The organism is Paraburkholderia dioscoreae (genome assembly GCF_902459535.1).
GTDB lineage: Bacteria > Pseudomonadota > Gammaproteobacteria > Burkholderiales > Burkholderiaceae > Paraburkholderia > Paraburkholderia dioscoreae.
Genome location: NZ_LR699554.1, coordinates 1,102,993 through 1,117,702, shown reverse-complemented (window position 1 = coordinate 1,117,702; position 14,710 = coordinate 1,102,993). Strand labels below are relative to the sequence as shown.

The window sequence follows — 14,710 nt, the reverse complement described above, 5'->3', positions numbered from 1 at the left end:
TCGGGTGCGGGGCACCGGCGGCGCCCCGGCTCAGGTTGCCGCCGCGGGCAGAAGCACAACGCGTCAGCCGCTATCGCGCCCGGTCGCGTATCGCCGGCAATGTTCCAGATAGCCGGCGGCGTGGCTGCTCACCAGTTCCACGATGCCTTTCCATAGCCACCCTGGCGCGTCGAGGGTCTTCGAACGGTTTCTGCGCAGTTCGGTGAGCCAGGCCTTGCGCTCGGCGCTATCCATTTGCCGCGCATGCGCCCGGCCGACCACCATCGCCAGGAAGCGCGCCGCCTTGGTGGCTTCGTCGCGGGTCAGTTGCTCGATTGTCAGCTTCATGTCCTGCGGCAGCAGTTCGCGAATCACGACGGCGCGATCCGCGAGCCGCGCCGCCCGCATCCGCTCGCCGAGCGACGGCGACAGATGCCGCGCGCCCTCCACCACCCGTTCGGCGTTATCGCGCGGCATCCGCACGCCGGCATAGCGCGGCGCGGCGGCCTGCACGGCTTCCTTGATATCCATCAGGCACAGGTCATCGCCTTCCGCCGCGGCGCCGTCGATGTCAAGCAGTACCGCATAGCGCAACCGGCCGAGCGAGCTGCATCCTTTCACCCAGTAAGCGGCGTCGAGCACTTCCACGTCGGCCTCGTCGCCGACGCCGCGCAGCACCGTGGCGAGCCGCGCCAGCGAGCCCTTCTCGAACAGCGATTCGATCTCGCGCCGCTCGCTCTTCGCCAGCGGCCAGAAGCGCGGGCCGAGCGGAATGCTCGGCTCGAGATCCTCGATACGCTCCTCGGCCAGATGACGCCACGACCGGCGCACCGCTTCCTTCATGACCACCCGCACCGCCTCGGGCTTTTCCGCGCGGATGTCGGCGTTGCCCGCCGCTTCGTCGAAGGCGAGTTCGTAGCCCTCCGCCAGCGCTTCCATCATGCTGACGGTCGTCACGCCCGGCAGGTCCGACCCGCGCGCGGCTGTCGCCAGCGACAGGCCGAGGCGAATCAGGTCATGGGCCGGATTGCCGATCACGGTCTGATCCAGATCGCGGATCTGGATCTCGACGCGCCCTTGCGCGTCTGCCACGGGTCCGAGATTGCCGGTGTGGCAATCGCCGCAGATCCAGATGGCCGGCCCCTCCGGTAACGCATGGCCTTCAATGCCATCCAGCCATTCGTAGAACTTGCTGGTATTGCCGCGTACATACGCATGCGCCGAGCGCGCCATTCTCGCATTGCGGCGCGTAACCAGAAGCGCCTGGCGCGCGTCCGGTTTGGGCAGCTTGTTTCGTGTAAGGTTTTTCTTCGCCATTGTGTGGTCCGCGTTGATCGACGTTCGAATTGTGCGTGGTGCCGAGCCCCACGATGCGCCCGGTGGCGCACGCGAACAAGCGGTATGAGCAGGATTCGGGCCTGTGGTGATCTGACACCGGGCCGGCGTTGTGACCTACAATTGTCGCTGTCCTGAGCGGGCGACGCGGGCCTGCGTTGCCGGACATTGACCGGCATAACCGAAGCGGCGTCCTGGCCCGCCGACGCGACACCTTCCACCCGAGTTCGCCGATGAACATTCGATGCGGCACCGCAGGCTGGACCGACAGGACGCTGGTTGCCTGCAAGCGCTTTTATCCGCGCGGCAGCAGCAGCGCCGAAGCACGTCTGCACTTTTACGCGTCGCAGTTCCCGCTGGTCGAAGTCGATTCGGCTTACTACGCGATGCCTTCGGCGAGCAATGCGCAGTTGTGGTCCGAACGCACGCCCGAGGGCTTCACGTTCAACTCACGCGATACGGTAGGCTTGATGGCATGATTCAAAGCAACCGGTACGCCAGCCGCGCGGCCGCTCTCGCGGTGCGCCTGTCCTGATCGAACATCGGGTTGTACTCCGCGATATCCGCCACGCGCAGCTTGCCCGAAGCCCGCACGCGCAGCGCCATCGCTTCGATCACCGATAGCGGTACGCCCAGCGCAGCGGGCGCCGACACACCCGGCGCCGTGGCGGCCGGCAACACGTCGAGATCGATCGTCAGATAGACGTCGTCCGCCGCGTCCAGCAACTTCTGAAGCTCACTCAGACGCTGCGGCAGTTGCGTTTCCTGCATATCGACGTCGAACACGTAGTGCACGCCGAGTCGCTCCGCATGGGCGAACAGCGAGGCTGTATTGCTGAGATCGCTGATGCCGAAGCACGCATAATTGAACGGCACCCCTCGTTCCGCACAGTCAAGCGCGATCTGATCGAACGGCGTGCCGGAATTCGCGGGCCGCTTCTGACGCAAATCGAAGTGAGCGTCGAAGTTGATGATCAGCAGCTTGCGCGATATGAGCAGTGTGGCTTCACTCTCGGCTTCACGCTGCTGGTGCAGCCGCAAACCGCTATATGTGCCCCACGCGACCTCATGGCCGCCGCCCAACACCAACGGGCGTCCGCCACTCGCCAGCACCTCACTGACCACGTCGGCCAGTTCCGCCTGCGCGGCTTCGAGGTCGCCGTCGTCGCACACCACGTCGCCGGCGTCGGCCAGTGCCGCCATTGCCGTTTTGGCCGGCAAGCCCGCCAGCACGCGGCGCAATTCCATCGGTGCATGCGCCGCGCCGATCCGGCCTTGATTGCGGCGCACGCCTTCATCGGAGCTGAAACCCACGATCACCGGCGCATCGTGCTGCACCCGCACCGCGCTACCGAACGGCGTCACCTGATTGAAAACACGCCGCGTGTCGCCGGCCTCGCCGTCGTCGGAACGGCCTGCCCACGCCTTGTCATTGAATGGGACTCTCATGCGCGTGACAACACCGCCTGCAGGAATGCGCGTGTGCGCGGCTGTGATGGCGCAGAGAAAATCTCTGCGGGCGGCCCCGCTTCGACGATCACACCGCCGTCCATCACTACCACGACATCGGCGACTTCCTTCGCGAAGCCCATTTCGTGTGTGACGACCACCATCGTCATGCCTTCGCTCGCGAGCAGTTTCATCACTTGCAGCACTTCGCCGACCAGTTCGGGATCGAGGGCGGATGTGGGCTCATCGAACAGCATCACCCGCGGCTGCATCGCTAGCGCGCGAGCAATCGCAACCCGTTGCTTCTGACCGCCCGACAGGCTCGCCGGCATCACATGCGCCTTGTGTGCGAGTCCGACTTTCTCCAGCAACGCGATCGCAGCCGCTTCGGCCTGCGCCTTGCTGGCGCCACGCAACATGCGCGGCCCCACGGTGATGTTATGCAGCACCGACAGGTGCGGAAATAGATTGAACGACTGAAACACCATGCCGACTTCGGTGCGCAGCGCATTCAGCGGACGCTCTTTGAGCATCTCGCCCTCGTCGACTAGCCGATGCCCACAAATGTCGATCGTGCCGCCTTCTGCCTGTTCGAGTCCATTACAGCAACGTAGAAATGTACTCTTGCCCGAGCCGCTCGGCCCGATCACCACCACGACCTGCTGCGGCTGGATATCAAAATCGATGCCGTTGAGCACGGTATGCGAGCCGAACGATTTGGTCAGCCCGCGAATGCTGACGATAGGCTCACTGACTTTGGCCACGGTATTCATTGCACCATTCCTCCAGCACGCAAACGACGTTCGACGCGATGCAGCGCGTAATTGGTCGCTTGCGTCAACACGAGATACACCAGCGCGATAGCGAGATACACTTCGAGCGAACGATACGACACGCTGATGATCTTCTGGCCTTCATGCATCAGATCGTCGATTGTCAGCAGCGACACCAGCGCCGAGTTCTTGATCAGCGCGATGAATTCGTTGCCGAGCGGCGGGATCATCCGCACGATGGCCTGCGGAAGAATGATCGCGCGCATCGCCTGCCCCGACGACATGCCGATCGAACGCGCCGCTTCCATCTGCCCGCGATCGACTGACTGAATCGCGCCGCGCACGATCTCCGATACATAAGCCGCCGAATACAGACCGAGCCCGAGCATGCCGCACACAAACGCCGGTAGCAGAATGCCGAATTGCGGGAGGCCGAAGAACAGCAGGAAGAGTTGCACCAGCAACGGCGTGCCGCGGAAGAACGTCAGGTACGCGGTGCAGAAGCCGTACACCATGCGCCGCTTCGGCGTCAGCCGGCCGATGCCGATCAACAGGCCAAGCACGCAACTGAGCGCGAGCGAGGCGGCGGTCACTTCGACCGTCACCAACGTGCCTCGCATGATGTCTGGCCAGCCGGCAATCACCGGCGAGAAATCAAGTTCCATTTCGTTTGCCCGGCCGTTTATTGCGCACTCGCGCCGAACCACTTCTTGACGATCGCCGCATACGTGCCGTCAGCCTTGATCCTGGCGAGCGCGGTGTTGAAAGCTGCCTTCAACTGCGGCTCGTCTTTGCGCACCGCGATGCCGTAGGCTTCGGTTGTCAGCGTTTTGTCGAGTACGCGGAAGCCGGTGCGCGTTTTCGCAACCTGATACGCAGCCGGCTTACCCGTCACGGCAGCGTCGGCACGGCCGATGCCCACCAGATCGAACATTTCCTGGTTCTTCTCGACCTCGACGCGATTGATCTGCGGGAAGTTATCGCGCAGGAAGTTCACCGACTTCGTGCCCACCTGGACCGAGACTTTCTTGCCGTTCAGATCGGCCACCGTCTTGATCGGCGAATCGCTTTTGACCAGCACGGCAAGCCCGCCCGCGTAGTACGAATCGGTGAAGTCGACTACTTTCGCGCGTTCGTCGGTAATGTAGATGGCAGAGATCGCAGCGTCGAAACGATGCGCGATCAGACCTGGAATCAGCCCTTTGAAGTCAATGTCGGTCCATTGCACGCGTTTGCCCATCGCTTTCGCGAGCGCATTCATGAGGTCGACGTCGAAGCCGGTGCGCGCGCCGTTCTCGGTGTACTCCATCGGCGGGAAAGTGGCGTCGGTGGCGACGTTCAGCACATCCGGCGTTTGTGCTGACGCCGCGCCGGAAAATCCGCCAAACGTCACGGCGAACGTGACACATGCAAGGGACAACAGTCGTTGCAGCTTCATGGGGTAGGCTCCTTGTGGTTCTATCAAGTCATGCGGTTGATTCGGGAACCGAATTGAAGGATGAAATTGAAAAGCTTCGTCCCGCTAATCGGTTTGCATATGCTCGGAAATGGCGCGGGCCGTACGTAGCGTCCCGTCGATGAATTGGCTTTCCCGTCCGATGGCGCGCGTTGATGGCGCCATCAACGTGATCGACGCGCTGCTGCCGGCGCCGCGTCCACTGTGATGAAAGATCGGGGCGCTGACGCCCCACACGCCCGGGTCGACTTCGCTGTCGCTAACGGCATAGCCTTGGGCTCGAATCTGTTGAAGTTCTGCTTCAATCGCGGCACGGCCGGCGGGGTCATTGTCGAACAGGCCGTCGAGCACTTCGACGCGTGCCCTGTCTGCCATGAATGCCAATAGGGATTTCGCGGAGGCGCCCGCCTTGAGCGGGACGGCGCGGCCTTTCTCGAACGAGCAGCGCAACGAATGCTGGCTGTCGACCATCTCGAGGCACATCACCTGGTGCCTGACCGCGACCACGAGGCCAATGCTTTCCTGCGACGCGCGCGCGAGCTGCTGCATCTCACTGCGGCTCGCTTCGACGAGCAGCGAATTCACATCGAAGCCAAGCGCGAGTTGCAAGCTGATCGGACCAGGCGCGTAATACCCGGCATTTTCGGCGACGAAACCCCAACGCTTGAGCAGCGCAATCTGCCGGTACAGCGTGCTTTGCGCAAGCCCGGTCACGGCTAGCAGATCTTTGACTGACATCGCCTTGCCATGACTGGCGAGCGCGGCCAGCACCAGCAACACCCGTTCGGCCCCTGTCACTCCCTGTTCCACGTTCACGATCACGCCACCCAAGATCCAAACAGAACTCAGAATGCCAGATCATTCTCGAATTTCAAAAATACAATTCCCATTCAGCGGGAATCATAAGGGAGGGATTTCCCGGGGAAGGGACATCGGTGGCATGGATAGTCGTGGTACTGGATTGCTCCATGCGTTGAAAAGGAAACGATATTCAGATATGGACCGGGGCATTGCCCGAATTTTTTCGACTGAAGTAACTATCAGGCGCGCTCAAGTGTCCGGCTGTCGCGAACGGCCGAGGTGGCCGAGGACTTCCCGGGGAGGCATCGTTAGGAGCGGCAGTTGCACCGTTGCTGCCTGCCCTACAGCAGGGTGATGGGTCGGGGCAGCAGTGGGTCGGCTACGGTCCGACGCGAGTCGACTTCTGGTGGATAATCTGAGCAGTCAGTATCGGACTGTGTTCGGCCACGATCGGTCATTGGACAGCCTGTCCGAGATTGGTGACAATCAGGCGGTCTTTAAACCAATCGAAGTGTCTATGACCATTCAGCGTCCTGTGGCTCTTGTCACTGGTTCAACTTCCGGCATCGGCGCTGCCATCGCTCGGCGGCTCTCAAGTGACGGATTCGCTGTTGTCTTGCATTCGCGTAGTTCGGCGGAAACAGGGCAAGCGATGGCCCGTGAACTCGGTTCCGCAATCTACATACAGGCCGATTTAGCCGAAGACATGGACAGAGTGCGACTTATCCGCGAAGCTGTTGCGGCTTGGGGGCGACTCGACGTGCTCATCAACAATGCCGGGATCAGCCGTGTTATCCCCCATGCGAATCTGGCCGCAGCTACACCAGCTATTTGGCAAGAGCTGCACGAGGTCAACGTAATCGCCCCGTTTCGTTTGATAGCTGAAGCGGAACCAGCCTTACGTGAAGCAGCTCGGCGAGGCCGCCCTGGTAGCGTGATCAACATCAGTTCCCATGCAGGTGTTCGGCCTAAGGGCGCGTCAATTCCGTACTCGGCCGCTAAGGCTGCCCTCAACCACATGACCCGTTTGCTGGCACTATCCCTTGGACCCGATATTCGAGTAAATGGTGTTGCTCCCGGATTGGTGGACACGCCATTGACCGCAGACTGGACGCAAGCGCGAGATCTGTGGAAAACACGGGCCCCAATGCGCCGCTCAGCGAGTCCCGAAGATATTGCTCAAGCCGTCGCGATGCTGGTCGCTTCGGACTACCTGACCGGAGAAATTCTGCTATCGGACGGCGGGTTGAATCTCACATAGCAAGCGCGAGATGAGCGACCGGCTGCTTCGGGGGGAATGGGAAGGGCCGCTCAGGGTGGCGGATTCAACCGGTCGTCGGTGTATAGATTAACTGCCTGGAAGATCGTATGGCAACCTAACGCGCTGAGCTTGACGAAGATTCTCGGCAATGATGCGCGGGCAACATTGCATGCCGCAAATCCGGCCTGATAATTGACTTCATCCCCGCTTCGGGTTTGCGACGGCGAACCGCGCATCTTGGCATTAATATCGCAGGCATAATGCGGAAAAAAGAAATGCGGGGGACTTATGCCAAAACAGATACGCGCACTTTACTGGGCAGCCTGGCGCTTCACATTCCTCCTGATGCTGATCGACAGCATATGGGCGGCCCGTATCGGCTTTCGACTCGCCCGCGGCGGCGTCATGCTGACCATCGCGCTCACTTGCGGCCTGGTCGCGATCAGCGGCGTGCTTTGGATACTCTCACGCATACCGTACAAAGACGTTAGCCGATCGATCTTCTATCGGAACGTGCTCGACGTGTTCCTGTGGATCACCGTTCTGGCCACGTTCAGCAAGGTCTGTATCGTGTTTCAGTACCTGTGCGTGGCGACGAATTTCCCGCTGGCAACCCATGCATTCATCGCCGCCGACGCCGCGCTCGGATTCCACTGGTCCGATACCTACCGGTGGGTTCTGGCGCACCCGTGGCTGCACCAGGCACTCGGCTGGGCCTATGCGTCCGGCGCCTGTCAGCTGTTCGTCGTGCCGGTCATTCTCGCGATCACCCGCAATACGCAGGACTATGCGGAGTTCGTCGTGCAGTTCATGGTGTCGGCTACGCTGGTGATATTGATTTCCGTGCCTTTCCCGGCTGAAAGCGCATTCGTGCATTTCGGCATTCACGATCCCGGCACGGCCTCGACCGTGTCTGACTTCGCCCTTTTCAGAACCGGCCAGGCGCGAGAACTGAATCTGTTATTCGTGCAGGGACTGGTTTCTTTTCCATCGCTGCATACGATTCTTGCGCTCTGCTTCGCGTATGCATTGCGTCACGCCGGTTATGTTTTTCCCATCGCGATTGCGTTGAACGCTTTCATGATCGTTTCGACGCTCACGCAGGGCGGCCATTATCTTGCCGACGTGTTGTCGGGACTGGTCGCCGGCGCGCTGGTGATCTGCCTGGTTCGCCGGTTCGCTTTCCAGGCGGCCAGTCCTGTTGCCGAGCGGATTCCTTCGGCGCTGACCTCGTAAGGAACGCTTGCTCCGCCTGCTGGCTGCGCGGCGAGATCGAGACTGCAGTGCTTGCCGCAACCGTCGGCATCGCGCTTTTTATCCTGCTGCCGGTAATGCGGTTTATATTGATGTCAGGCGTGTTCCTGCATCAACGAGACTACCGGTTCGGCGCGATCGCCGCACTCCTGCCGGCGATCGTAGCGCCCGGCCTGGTGGTCGGCGCGGCCTGAAATGCGCGGAACGCACGTGCCCTGGTATGATGCCCATCGAGCGTCTTCAGCGGAGTCCGTTCACCGTCGCCGCTCACGCTGCTTTTCCTATCGTCACGAGACCCATCATGCCCGCCCAACACGACAAAGTCCCCGCTGCCAGCACCACGCCGGGAAAGGCCCAGCGCAAGGCGATGCCCATTGCGGCGCGCAATCTTCTGATGGTGGCCATCGGCGCCCTGGTCTTCGCGATCGTGGCGACCGTTGTGCTGTACGGTCCGCTCACCTATGGCGACCAGATTCCGAACTTCGGCATCATCCTCATGCTGACGGTGCCAGTGATCGCAGGTGTCGCGTTCCGGGTCGGGCTGGACGCCTGGCTGGATCGGAAATGAAGGAACGGCGCGCGGCGGCGGCGAGACCGTGTAAGCCTTTTGACGGCCCGACGCCCCGCAGATTGCATTAGCCGAACCCTGCATGGCACGCCGCCCTCCTCTAACGCATCGAGCCACTGAGCGGCAACACCACCCACACCTCCAGCCCGCCACCCTCGCGCGCATGAAACTGCAGGCTGCCGCCGTGCAGCCGCGCGATCCGCTCGACGATCGCCAGCCCCAAGCCGGTGCCGCCGCTATGCGAGCGCGCATTGCGGCCGCGCTGGAACGGCGCCTTCAGTTGCTCCAGCTCCTGCGCCGAAAGGCCTTTGCCGCGATCGCCGACCGCGACGATCACCGAATCAGCGGTCGCCCAGCTTCGCACCGCCAGTCCCGTGCCGCCGTACACGATCGCGTTCTGCATCAGATTCATCAGAAGCCGCATCATGCTGATCGGCCGGTAAGACACGGCCGGCAAGTTCGCGAGAGAGAGCTCGAACCCGTGCCCGAGCCCCGCGAAATCGCCCGCGAGCCGTTCGATCAGCGCATTCAGATCGCCCGGCTCCCGTTGCTCGCGCTCGCCGCTGCCGGCGTAATCCATGAACTGCTGCAGGATCGTTTCGATCTGATCCAGATAGGACTCGGCGGCCACCACAAAGCTGCTGTCGCTGCCGTTCGGCATTGCCATCGCCATTGAAAGCCGCAGTTTGGTGAGCGGCGTGCGGATGTCGTGCGAGATGCCGGCCAGCATCAATGCACGCGACGCCTCGGCCTGCTGTAACGCTTGTGTCATCTGATTGAAGGCGCCGCTCACGGCGGCGATTTCGGTGGGACCGTCGGTCGGCAGTGGCGCGGGCATTTCTCCGGCGCTCACGCGGCGCGCCGCGCGCGTCAACTCCTGAAGCGGCTGGTTCAGGTGGCGCTGGATCAGATAGCCGGTCAACGCCGCCAATGCGCCCAGTCCGAGAGAGAGCAGGATTGCGGCGTCGAGTCCGCTGCCCTGCGCGTCCTCGGGAACCGGCAGCGCGATCCAGTACGGTGCGTTTGGTGCATCGGCCGGCGCGTGCATCCGGATCCACAGGCGCTGGCCGTCCACGGTTTGCCATAGTGCCGGCATATCGGCCGGCAGATGCGCGCGCAGGCTGTCGAGAAACATGCTGCGCTGGTAGAGGCGATAGCCGCGCATGAAAGTCCGCGGCGGCGCCTCGAAGGCTTCGGCCGGAACCTGCGCGCGCGCGTCGAGGCGCGCCGTCAATTCGCTGCGAGCTTTGGGCGGCGTAGCTGCCAGCAGGTTGTCGAGCGTGCTCACATAAGTGGCGAAGACGGCTGCGGCGCGCTCCACGCGAGGCCGCTGCACATAGTGCAGCAGCACACCGAGCACGCACATCTGGCTTAGCATCACGAGCGCGATCAGCAGCGCGATATTGCGCGCCAGCAGTGTTCTCGGCAGCGCTCTTTGCAGCAGCGAGCGCGTCATGAGTCGACGTCCGCGGCCAGCATGTAGCCCACGCCCCACACGGTTTTGATGAAGCGCGGTTTGGACGGATCGTCCTCGATTATCTGTCTGAGCCGCAGCACCTGCACGTCGATACTGCGATCGAGCGCATCGTGATCGCGGCCCCGCGCGCGCGCCAGCAGATTGTCGCGGCTCACCGGCCGGTTCGGCGAAGACGCGAGCGCGATCAGCAGCAACATCTGCGCCGAGTGAATGTCCAGCAACTCCCCAGCGCGCGAAAGCTGCTGCTTGCCGACATCCAGCGAGAAATCGCCGAAGCGCACGCTTTGCGAGGTCACCGTAACGTCGCCCGAAGCCATCTTCTGGCGGCGCAGCAGCGCGTTGATGCGCGCCACCAGTTCGCGCGGCAGGAACGGTTTGGCGAGATAGTCGTCGGCGCCGGTTTCGAGGCCTACCACCTTGTCGAGCGGATCGCCCTTCGCGGTCAGCATCAGGATCGGCAAGGTCTGGCCCTGCTCGCGCAGGCGGGCGCAAATGGCGAGGCCGTCCTCTTCGCCGATCATCAGATCGAGCACCAGCAGATCGAAAGGCTCGCGTTCCAGATAGCGGTCGAGACGCTTGCCGTCCTCGGCGACTCTCACGTCGAAACCGTGACCACGCAGGAAACGCTGCAGCATGTTGCGCAATTCGACTTCGTCGTCGAGCACGATGATTTTCGCGGGACGGTCCATGCGAAAGCTCCTTGAAACAGCGTTTGGTTCGGCAGGACGGCTCGCGCGCGAGCGGCACACGCCGCGCCGCGCGGCGGCTCCATCGTCGCGCCAAGGCCCGCGCGGTTCAGTGTGCCGCCGCGCGTTGCTGCATGAACGCTTCGATCTGCGGCAAGGTGATGTAGCCCGCCTTCTGCGTATCGATCTCGTCGAAATGTCTGGCCACCATCGGCATGCCGGCGGCGGCCTGATCCTTCGTGAGCTTGCCGTCGTGCGTAGTGTTGGCGTTCGCAAAGCGCGTTTGCAACTGCTGCACCATGCGCGCCATGCGCTGCGGATTGCCGCCTGGAGCGCCTTGAGTGCCAGGAGTGCCTTGAGCACCTCGAGCACCTTGAGGCGCGGCGGTTTGGGCGAACGTGACGGTGGCTGCGCAGCACAGCAGCACGATAGCGAGCAACTTCTTCATGACTGACTCCTTCGATCGAGCCACCGGGCGTCGCTTGCCGTTTGCCGCGATCCGTTCCGGTAAAACAGGCCGAATTCTTCGCGAAGCCCCGCGCCAAGGCAACGTCAGAATCATGTCGACCTATGTCACGAGTCTCATCCATGCGGCGTCGCGCGTGCCGGCAATGCGTGCATCCGATGGATTGATTACGTCCTGATTACGGAAAAAGACTGTGGAACCAGCATAGAACATGCTGTCGCCAGCAATGCCTGGTGAATTCCCGTTGTTGTGAGGAATGTGGAGTCGCCGGGAATAAAGCGGCCGCCCGCCCGGTTATCGAGGAAGAGGAAAAGGAAAGGGAAAGGGAAAAGGAAACGCGCGCGCGATTCGTCCCGACGAATGCGGAACGGCCCTTGCTCGACGTTGTTCGTGACGACTCTTCGGAAAACATCAGATGAACCATCAGGAAATAGACAGGGAGATCGCCCACCTGGAACGCGTATTCGTGGCGATCTCCAACACCGATCGTATTCCGCTGTCCTATTGGCACAATCGTCTGCGCGGGCTGGCGCGGCCCTCGTTGATGCCGACACAACGCGCGCGCGTCGCACGGCTCGCGGAGATATTGCGCCTGCTGAAAGAAGCGGAGGAAGCCATGCGTGCCAAAGCGCCGCTGCGTGCCAGCGGCACGCGGCCATGACGCCGCGTATTCGAACCTGCGGCGCCGCGTTCAAACCCCGCGTGCGCTGTTCAGCCGGTCAGAATCCGCGCGCCGAGCGCGAGCACGAGCGCCGGCAGCATGACCAGCGACCCCACCTTCAGAAACTTCATGAAGCTCACGTCTTCGCCCTCGCGGCGAATCGCGCTGAGCCAGAGAATCGTTGCCAGTGAACCGGTAATCGACAGGTTCGGACCCAGATCGACGCCGATCAGAAGCGCGTCGATCACGCGCTCCGGACTGTGTGCCTGCAACACGGTCGAACTGGCAATCAAACCGGCCGGCAGGTTGTTCATCAGATTGCTGCCGATCGCGATGATGCTGCCGGCCCAGCCCGCCGCGGCCAGTTCGTTATGTTGTGCGGCGCGCTGCGTCAGATGGGCCAGCGCCGTGATGACGCCGGTATGATCGAGCATCTCGACGAGCACGAAGAGCGCGGCGACCAGCGGCAGCACGCTCCATGAGATCTCGCGGATCATCAGCAGCGGCGATTTGCGCTCCAGAATCAGCACGATCAGCGCGGTCAGTGCGCCGAGTATCGCGGTGGGCAGGCCAAGCGCAATGTCGAATGCGGAGACCGTCAACAGCACGGCAGCCGTGACCGCGATGCCCGCGAGCGCCACGCGCCCGCTCGACGACAGTTCGAGCGCTTCGAGATTCGCCTCGCAGGTGCCGGCCAGCGCCTCGCGCTGGGTCCAGCGCAACATCACGTAAGTGGCGATGATCGACAGCAGCGACGGCAGCGTGAAGCGCAGCAGCCAGGCGCCGAGCGCGGGCGTGTGATTGCCGTACAGCACGATGTTCGCCGGATTCGAAATTGGCAGCACGAAGCTCGCCGCATTGGCAATGAACGCACAAACGAACAGCAACGGCAACGGATCCGTCTTCGCCTTTCTGGCGGCGGCGAACACGGCCGGCGTGAGAACGACGGCGGTGGCGTCGTTCGACAGAAAAGCGGTGATCACCACGCCGACCAGATAGACGAGCAGGAAGAGCTTGCGCGGCGAGCCCTGGGCGTGGTTGACCGCGAGCACGGCCACCCAGTCGAACAGGCCTTCACGGCGGCCCACTTCCGACAGCAGCATCATGCCGAAGAGAAACAGATAGACGTCGGTGCCCTTGCCGATCGCCTCGATCGCCAGATGCACGGGCAACAGGCCGAGCGACACCAGCAGCACCGCGCCGGCCACGGCCCAGACGGCCTCGGGCCATTTGAACGGCCGGGTGATGACGCCCGCCGTGGCGACGGCGGCGATACCCCAAGACAGAAAAATCGAATTCACACACTTGACCCTGGATTTTTGATTGAGCGCGAGCACGGGGTTCCGCGCCTCGCCTCACGCGCCGCGACATGCACCGGCAGCAGGCGCTCAATTAGCACATTGCGCGCCTGAGACCATGCCGCGGCTCGCGCTTCATGCCGCCCGGTTCACCGCCGCAATGCAGTCGCGCCCGTTGTCCTTCGCACGGTAGAGCTGCGTATCCACCAGATTGACGAAGGCCACCGGATCGTCCGCCTGCGCCGGAATCGTCGTGCCGACGCCGAAGCTGGCGGTCACCGTCTGCCGGAACGGCGAGCGTTCATGCGCGATCTCCTCGGCTGCAATCCGGTCGCGGCAACGCTCGGCCACCTGGCGGGCGGCGTCGGCGCCGGTGTTCGGCAGGATCAGCGCGAACTCTTCGCCGCCGAACCGGCCTACACAGTCGCCCGGCCGCACGGCGCTGCCCAGCACGCCGGCAACCCGTTTCAGACACTCGTCGCCTTGTACGTGGCCGTAGTAATCGTTGTAGGACTTGAAGAAGTCGATATCGACCATGATCAACGAGAGCGGCGCCGCATGACGCAAGGCTGCGGCCCATTCGCGTTGCAGCGTGGTGTCGAACGCGCGGCGATTGCCGACGCCCGTCAGTCCGTCCTTGAACGACAGCGCCTCCAGTTCGCGTTGCAGCGCGGCTACTTTTTCCTCGGCCTTCTTGCGTTCGCTGATATCGAACATGAAGCCGACCAGCGATTGGACTTCGCCATTCGCGTCGCGCACCACATGCACCACGTCGCGCAGCCACACGTATTCGCCCCGGCTCGTCAACGCGCGATAGTCCGCTTCGTGATCGCTGCCCGCCTTCGATTGCGCGACGCAGAATTCGACCACCTTGTCACGGTCGTCCGGATGCATGCGCGCCGCCCAGTCCTGCACGTTTTTCCAGCTCGATGGCGCCCAGCCCAGCAGGGCTTCGATCTGCGGACCGATATAGGCGAACTCCATGGTCGCCCATTCGATCTTCCAAGGAATCGCTTTGGTCGATTCGAGCAAGGTGCGGTAGACAGCCGCGTCATGCTCCATGTAGCCTTCCACCCCGGCTGCGGCAGGCGCCGTTTCGTGCCGCAGAAAATCCGCGCCGGGCGCGATGTGGTTGTTGTCGATTCTGTTCATGGTTCCCAACTCTCCTGGCGGTTCAGGCGGCAAATTACCACAGTGGACGACCTCGCGGCCCCGTTACGGCCGCGGCGCCGTTTTATTCCAGCGA

At 62.7% G+C, this 14,710-nt stretch carries 17 protein-coding genes and 1 pseudogene; 7 read left to right on the top strand and 11 right to left on the bottom strand.

Annotated elements, in window-relative coordinates; genetic code table 11:
• Positions 1-63: 63 nt before the first annotated feature.
• Entirely contained in the window at positions 64-1,296 is a 1,233-nt protein-coding gene (locus PDMSB3_RS25220; protein WP_165188109.1) for a DUF2252 domain-containing protein, read from the bottom strand.
• A gap of 251 nt (positions 1,297-1,547) precedes the next feature.
• On the opposite strand from PDMSB3_RS25220, the pseudogene PDMSB3_RS25215 reads away from it, so the two are divergent.
• A pseudogene (locus PDMSB3_RS25215) lies at positions 1,548-1,763 on the top strand (DUF72 domain-containing protein); the annotation flags it as partial.
• A 31-nt stretch (positions 1,764-1,794) separates the two neighbouring features.
• Here PDMSB3_RS25215 and hutG read toward each other — a convergent pair.
• The 5 genes from hutG to PDMSB3_RS25190 form a co-directional block, all read right to left on the bottom strand.
• A complete protein-coding gene (gene hutG / locus PDMSB3_RS25210) occupies positions 1,795-2,763 on the bottom strand; it encodes a formimidoylglutamase (protein WP_007176742.1) in 969 nt (322 codons plus the stop codon).
• Complete coding sequence (locus PDMSB3_RS25205) at positions 2,760-3,536, bottom strand: amino acid ABC transporter ATP-binding protein (RefSeq protein WP_007176741.1); 777 nt, start codon at positions 3,534-3,536, stop codon at positions 2,760-2,762. The genes hutG and PDMSB3_RS25205 overlap by 4 nt, the downstream gene beginning before the upstream one ends.
• Positions 3,533-4,201, bottom strand: coding sequence for an amino acid ABC transporter permease (locus tag PDMSB3_RS25200; protein WP_007176740.1), 669 nt, complete (start codon positions 4,199-4,201; stop codon positions 3,533-3,535). The genes PDMSB3_RS25205 and PDMSB3_RS25200 overlap by 4 nt, the downstream gene beginning before the upstream one ends.
• A 17-nt stretch (positions 4,202-4,218) precedes the next feature.
• Positions 4,219-4,974, bottom strand: a complete 756-nt coding sequence (locus tag PDMSB3_RS25195; RefSeq protein WP_007176739.1) for a transporter substrate-binding domain-containing protein — start codon at positions 4,972-4,974, stop codon at positions 4,219-4,221.
• Between the two features lie 84 nt (positions 4,975-5,058).
• Complete coding sequence (locus tag PDMSB3_RS25190) at positions 5,059-5,808, bottom strand: IclR family transcriptional regulator (RefSeq protein ID WP_165188107.1); 750 nt, start codon at positions 5,806-5,808, stop codon at positions 5,059-5,061.
• Positions 5,809-6,310: 502 nt separating this feature from the next.
• On the opposite strand from PDMSB3_RS25190, the gene PDMSB3_RS25185 reads away from it, so the two are divergent.
• The 4 genes from PDMSB3_RS25185 (at position 6,311) to PDMSB3_RS25170 (ending at position 8,876) form a co-directional block, all read left to right on the top strand.
• Complete coding sequence (locus tag PDMSB3_RS25185; protein WP_197740305.1) at positions 6,311-7,054, top strand: SDR family NAD(P)-dependent oxidoreductase; 744 nt, start codon at positions 6,311-6,313, stop codon at positions 7,052-7,054.
• A gap of 288 nt (positions 7,055-7,342) precedes the next feature.
• The gene (locus PDMSB3_RS25180) at positions 7,343-8,290 is read left to right on the top strand and encodes a phosphatase PAP2 family protein (RefSeq protein WP_007176736.1); all 948 of its coding nucleotides are present in this window, start codon (positions 7,343-7,345) and stop codon (positions 8,288-8,290) included.
• A 47-nt stretch (positions 8,291-8,337) separates the two neighbouring features.
• Complete coding sequence (locus PDMSB3_RS25175; protein WP_157187691.1) at positions 8,338-8,502, top strand: hypothetical protein; 165 nt, start codon at positions 8,338-8,340, stop codon at positions 8,500-8,502.
• Between the two features lie 107 nt (positions 8,503-8,609).
• Positions 8,610-8,876, top strand: a complete 267-nt coding sequence (locus tag PDMSB3_RS25170) for a hypothetical protein (RefSeq protein WP_165188105.1) — start codon at positions 8,610-8,612, stop codon at positions 8,874-8,876.
• A gap of 100 nt (positions 8,877-8,976) precedes the next feature.
• Here PDMSB3_RS25170 and PDMSB3_RS25165 read toward each other — a convergent pair whose 3' ends face one another.
• The 3 genes from PDMSB3_RS25165 to PDMSB3_RS25155 form a co-directional block, all read right to left on the bottom strand.
• A complete protein-coding gene (locus tag PDMSB3_RS25165) occupies positions 8,977-10,332 on the bottom strand; it encodes an ATP-binding protein (RefSeq protein WP_007176734.1) in 1,356 nt (451 codons plus the stop codon).
• Positions 10,329-11,042 carry a response regulator gene (locus tag PDMSB3_RS25160; protein WP_007176733.1) on the bottom strand — a complete coding sequence of 238 codons (714 nt, stop codon included), beginning with the start codon at positions 11,040-11,042 and terminating at the stop codon, positions 10,329-10,331. Before PDMSB3_RS25160 ends, PDMSB3_RS25165 begins: the two co-directional genes overlap by 4 nt.
• A gap of 106 nt (positions 11,043-11,148) precedes the next feature.
• Positions 11,149-11,487, bottom strand: coding sequence for an EF-hand domain-containing protein (locus PDMSB3_RS25155; protein ID WP_007176732.1), 339 nt, complete (start codon positions 11,485-11,487; stop codon positions 11,149-11,151).
• Between PDMSB3_RS25155 and PDMSB3_RS25150 the strand changes: the two genes are divergently transcribed.
• Together PDMSB3_RS25150 and PDMSB3_RS25145 are read left to right on the top strand one after the other, a co-directional pair.
• A complete protein-coding gene (locus PDMSB3_RS25150) occupies positions 11,486-11,683 on the top strand; it encodes a hypothetical protein (RefSeq protein WP_165188104.1) in 198 nt (65 codons plus the stop codon). The two genes, PDMSB3_RS25155 and PDMSB3_RS25150, sit on opposite strands and share 2 nt — an antisense overlap.
• Positions 11,684-11,920: 237 nt before the next feature.
• Positions 11,921-12,166, top strand: a complete 246-nt coding sequence (locus PDMSB3_RS25145) for a hypothetical protein (protein WP_007176731.1) — start codon at positions 11,921-11,923, stop codon at positions 12,164-12,166.
• A 50-nt stretch (positions 12,167-12,216) separates the two neighbouring features.
• Here PDMSB3_RS25145 and PDMSB3_RS25140 read toward each other — a convergent pair whose 3' ends face one another.
• Together PDMSB3_RS25140 and PDMSB3_RS25135 are read right to left on the bottom strand one after the other, a co-directional pair.
• On the bottom strand, positions 12,217-13,467 hold the full coding sequence (locus PDMSB3_RS25140) for an arsenic transporter (RefSeq protein ID WP_035517115.1): 1,251 nt from the start codon (positions 13,465-13,467) through the stop codon (positions 12,217-12,219).
• 132 nt (positions 13,468-13,599) lie between these two features.
• Entirely contained in the window at positions 13,600-14,616 is a 1,017-nt protein-coding gene (locus PDMSB3_RS25135) for a sensor domain-containing diguanylate cyclase (protein ID WP_007176729.1), read from the bottom strand.
• Positions 14,617-14,710: the final 94 nt, after the last annotated feature.

Excerpts from the sequence above, each read along its gene's own strand:
- PDMSB3_RS25145 (WP_007176731.1), top strand. The coding sequence starts at position 11,921 with ATGAACCATCAGGAAATAGACAGGGAGATCGCCCACCTGGAACGCGTA.
- PDMSB3_RS25155 (WP_007176732.1), bottom strand. The coding sequence starts at position 11,487 with ATGAAGAAGTTGCTCGCTATCGTGCTGCTGTGCTGCGCAGCCACCGTC.
- PDMSB3_RS25205 (WP_007176741.1), bottom strand. The coding sequence starts at position 3,536 with ATGAATACCGTGGCCAAAGTCAGTGAGCCTATCGTCAGCATTCGCGGG.
- PDMSB3_RS25195 (WP_007176739.1), bottom strand. The coding sequence starts at position 4,974 with ATGAAGCTGCAACGACTGTTGTCCCTTGCATGTGTCACGTTCGCCGTG.
- PDMSB3_RS25200 (WP_007176740.1), bottom strand. The coding sequence starts at position 4,201 with ATGGAACTTGATTTCTCGCCGGTGATTGCCGGCTGGCCAGACATCATG.
- hutG (WP_007176742.1), bottom strand. The coding sequence starts at position 2,763 with ATGAGAGTCCCATTCAATGACAAGGCGTGGGCAGGCCGTTCCGACGAC.
- PDMSB3_RS25135 (WP_007176729.1), bottom strand. The coding sequence starts at position 14,616 with ATGAACAGAATCGACAACAACCACATCGCGCCCGGCGCGGATTTTCTG.
- PDMSB3_RS25220 (WP_165188109.1), bottom strand. The coding sequence starts at position 1,296 with ATGGCGAAGAAAAACCTTACACGAAACAAGCTGCCCAAACCGGACGCG.
- PDMSB3_RS25160 (WP_007176733.1), bottom strand. The coding sequence starts at position 11,042 with ATGGACCGTCCCGCGAAAATCATCGTGCTCGACGACGAAGTCGAATTG.
- PDMSB3_RS25165 (WP_007176734.1), bottom strand. The coding sequence starts at position 10,332 with ATGACGCGCTCGCTGCTGCAAAGAGCGCTGCCGAGAACACTGCTGGCG.
- PDMSB3_RS25180 (WP_007176736.1), top strand. The coding sequence starts at position 7,343 with ATGCCAAAACAGATACGCGCACTTTACTGGGCAGCCTGGCGCTTCACA.
- PDMSB3_RS25170 (WP_165188105.1), top strand. The coding sequence starts at position 8,610 with ATGCCCGCCCAACACGACAAAGTCCCCGCTGCCAGCACCACGCCGGGA.
- PDMSB3_RS25150 (WP_165188104.1), top strand. The coding sequence starts at position 11,486 with ATGACTGACTCCTTCGATCGAGCCACCGGGCGTCGCTTGCCGTTTGCC.
- PDMSB3_RS25185 (WP_197740305.1), top strand. The coding sequence starts at position 6,311 with ATGACCATTCAGCGTCCTGTGGCTCTTGTCACTGGTTCAACTTCCGGC.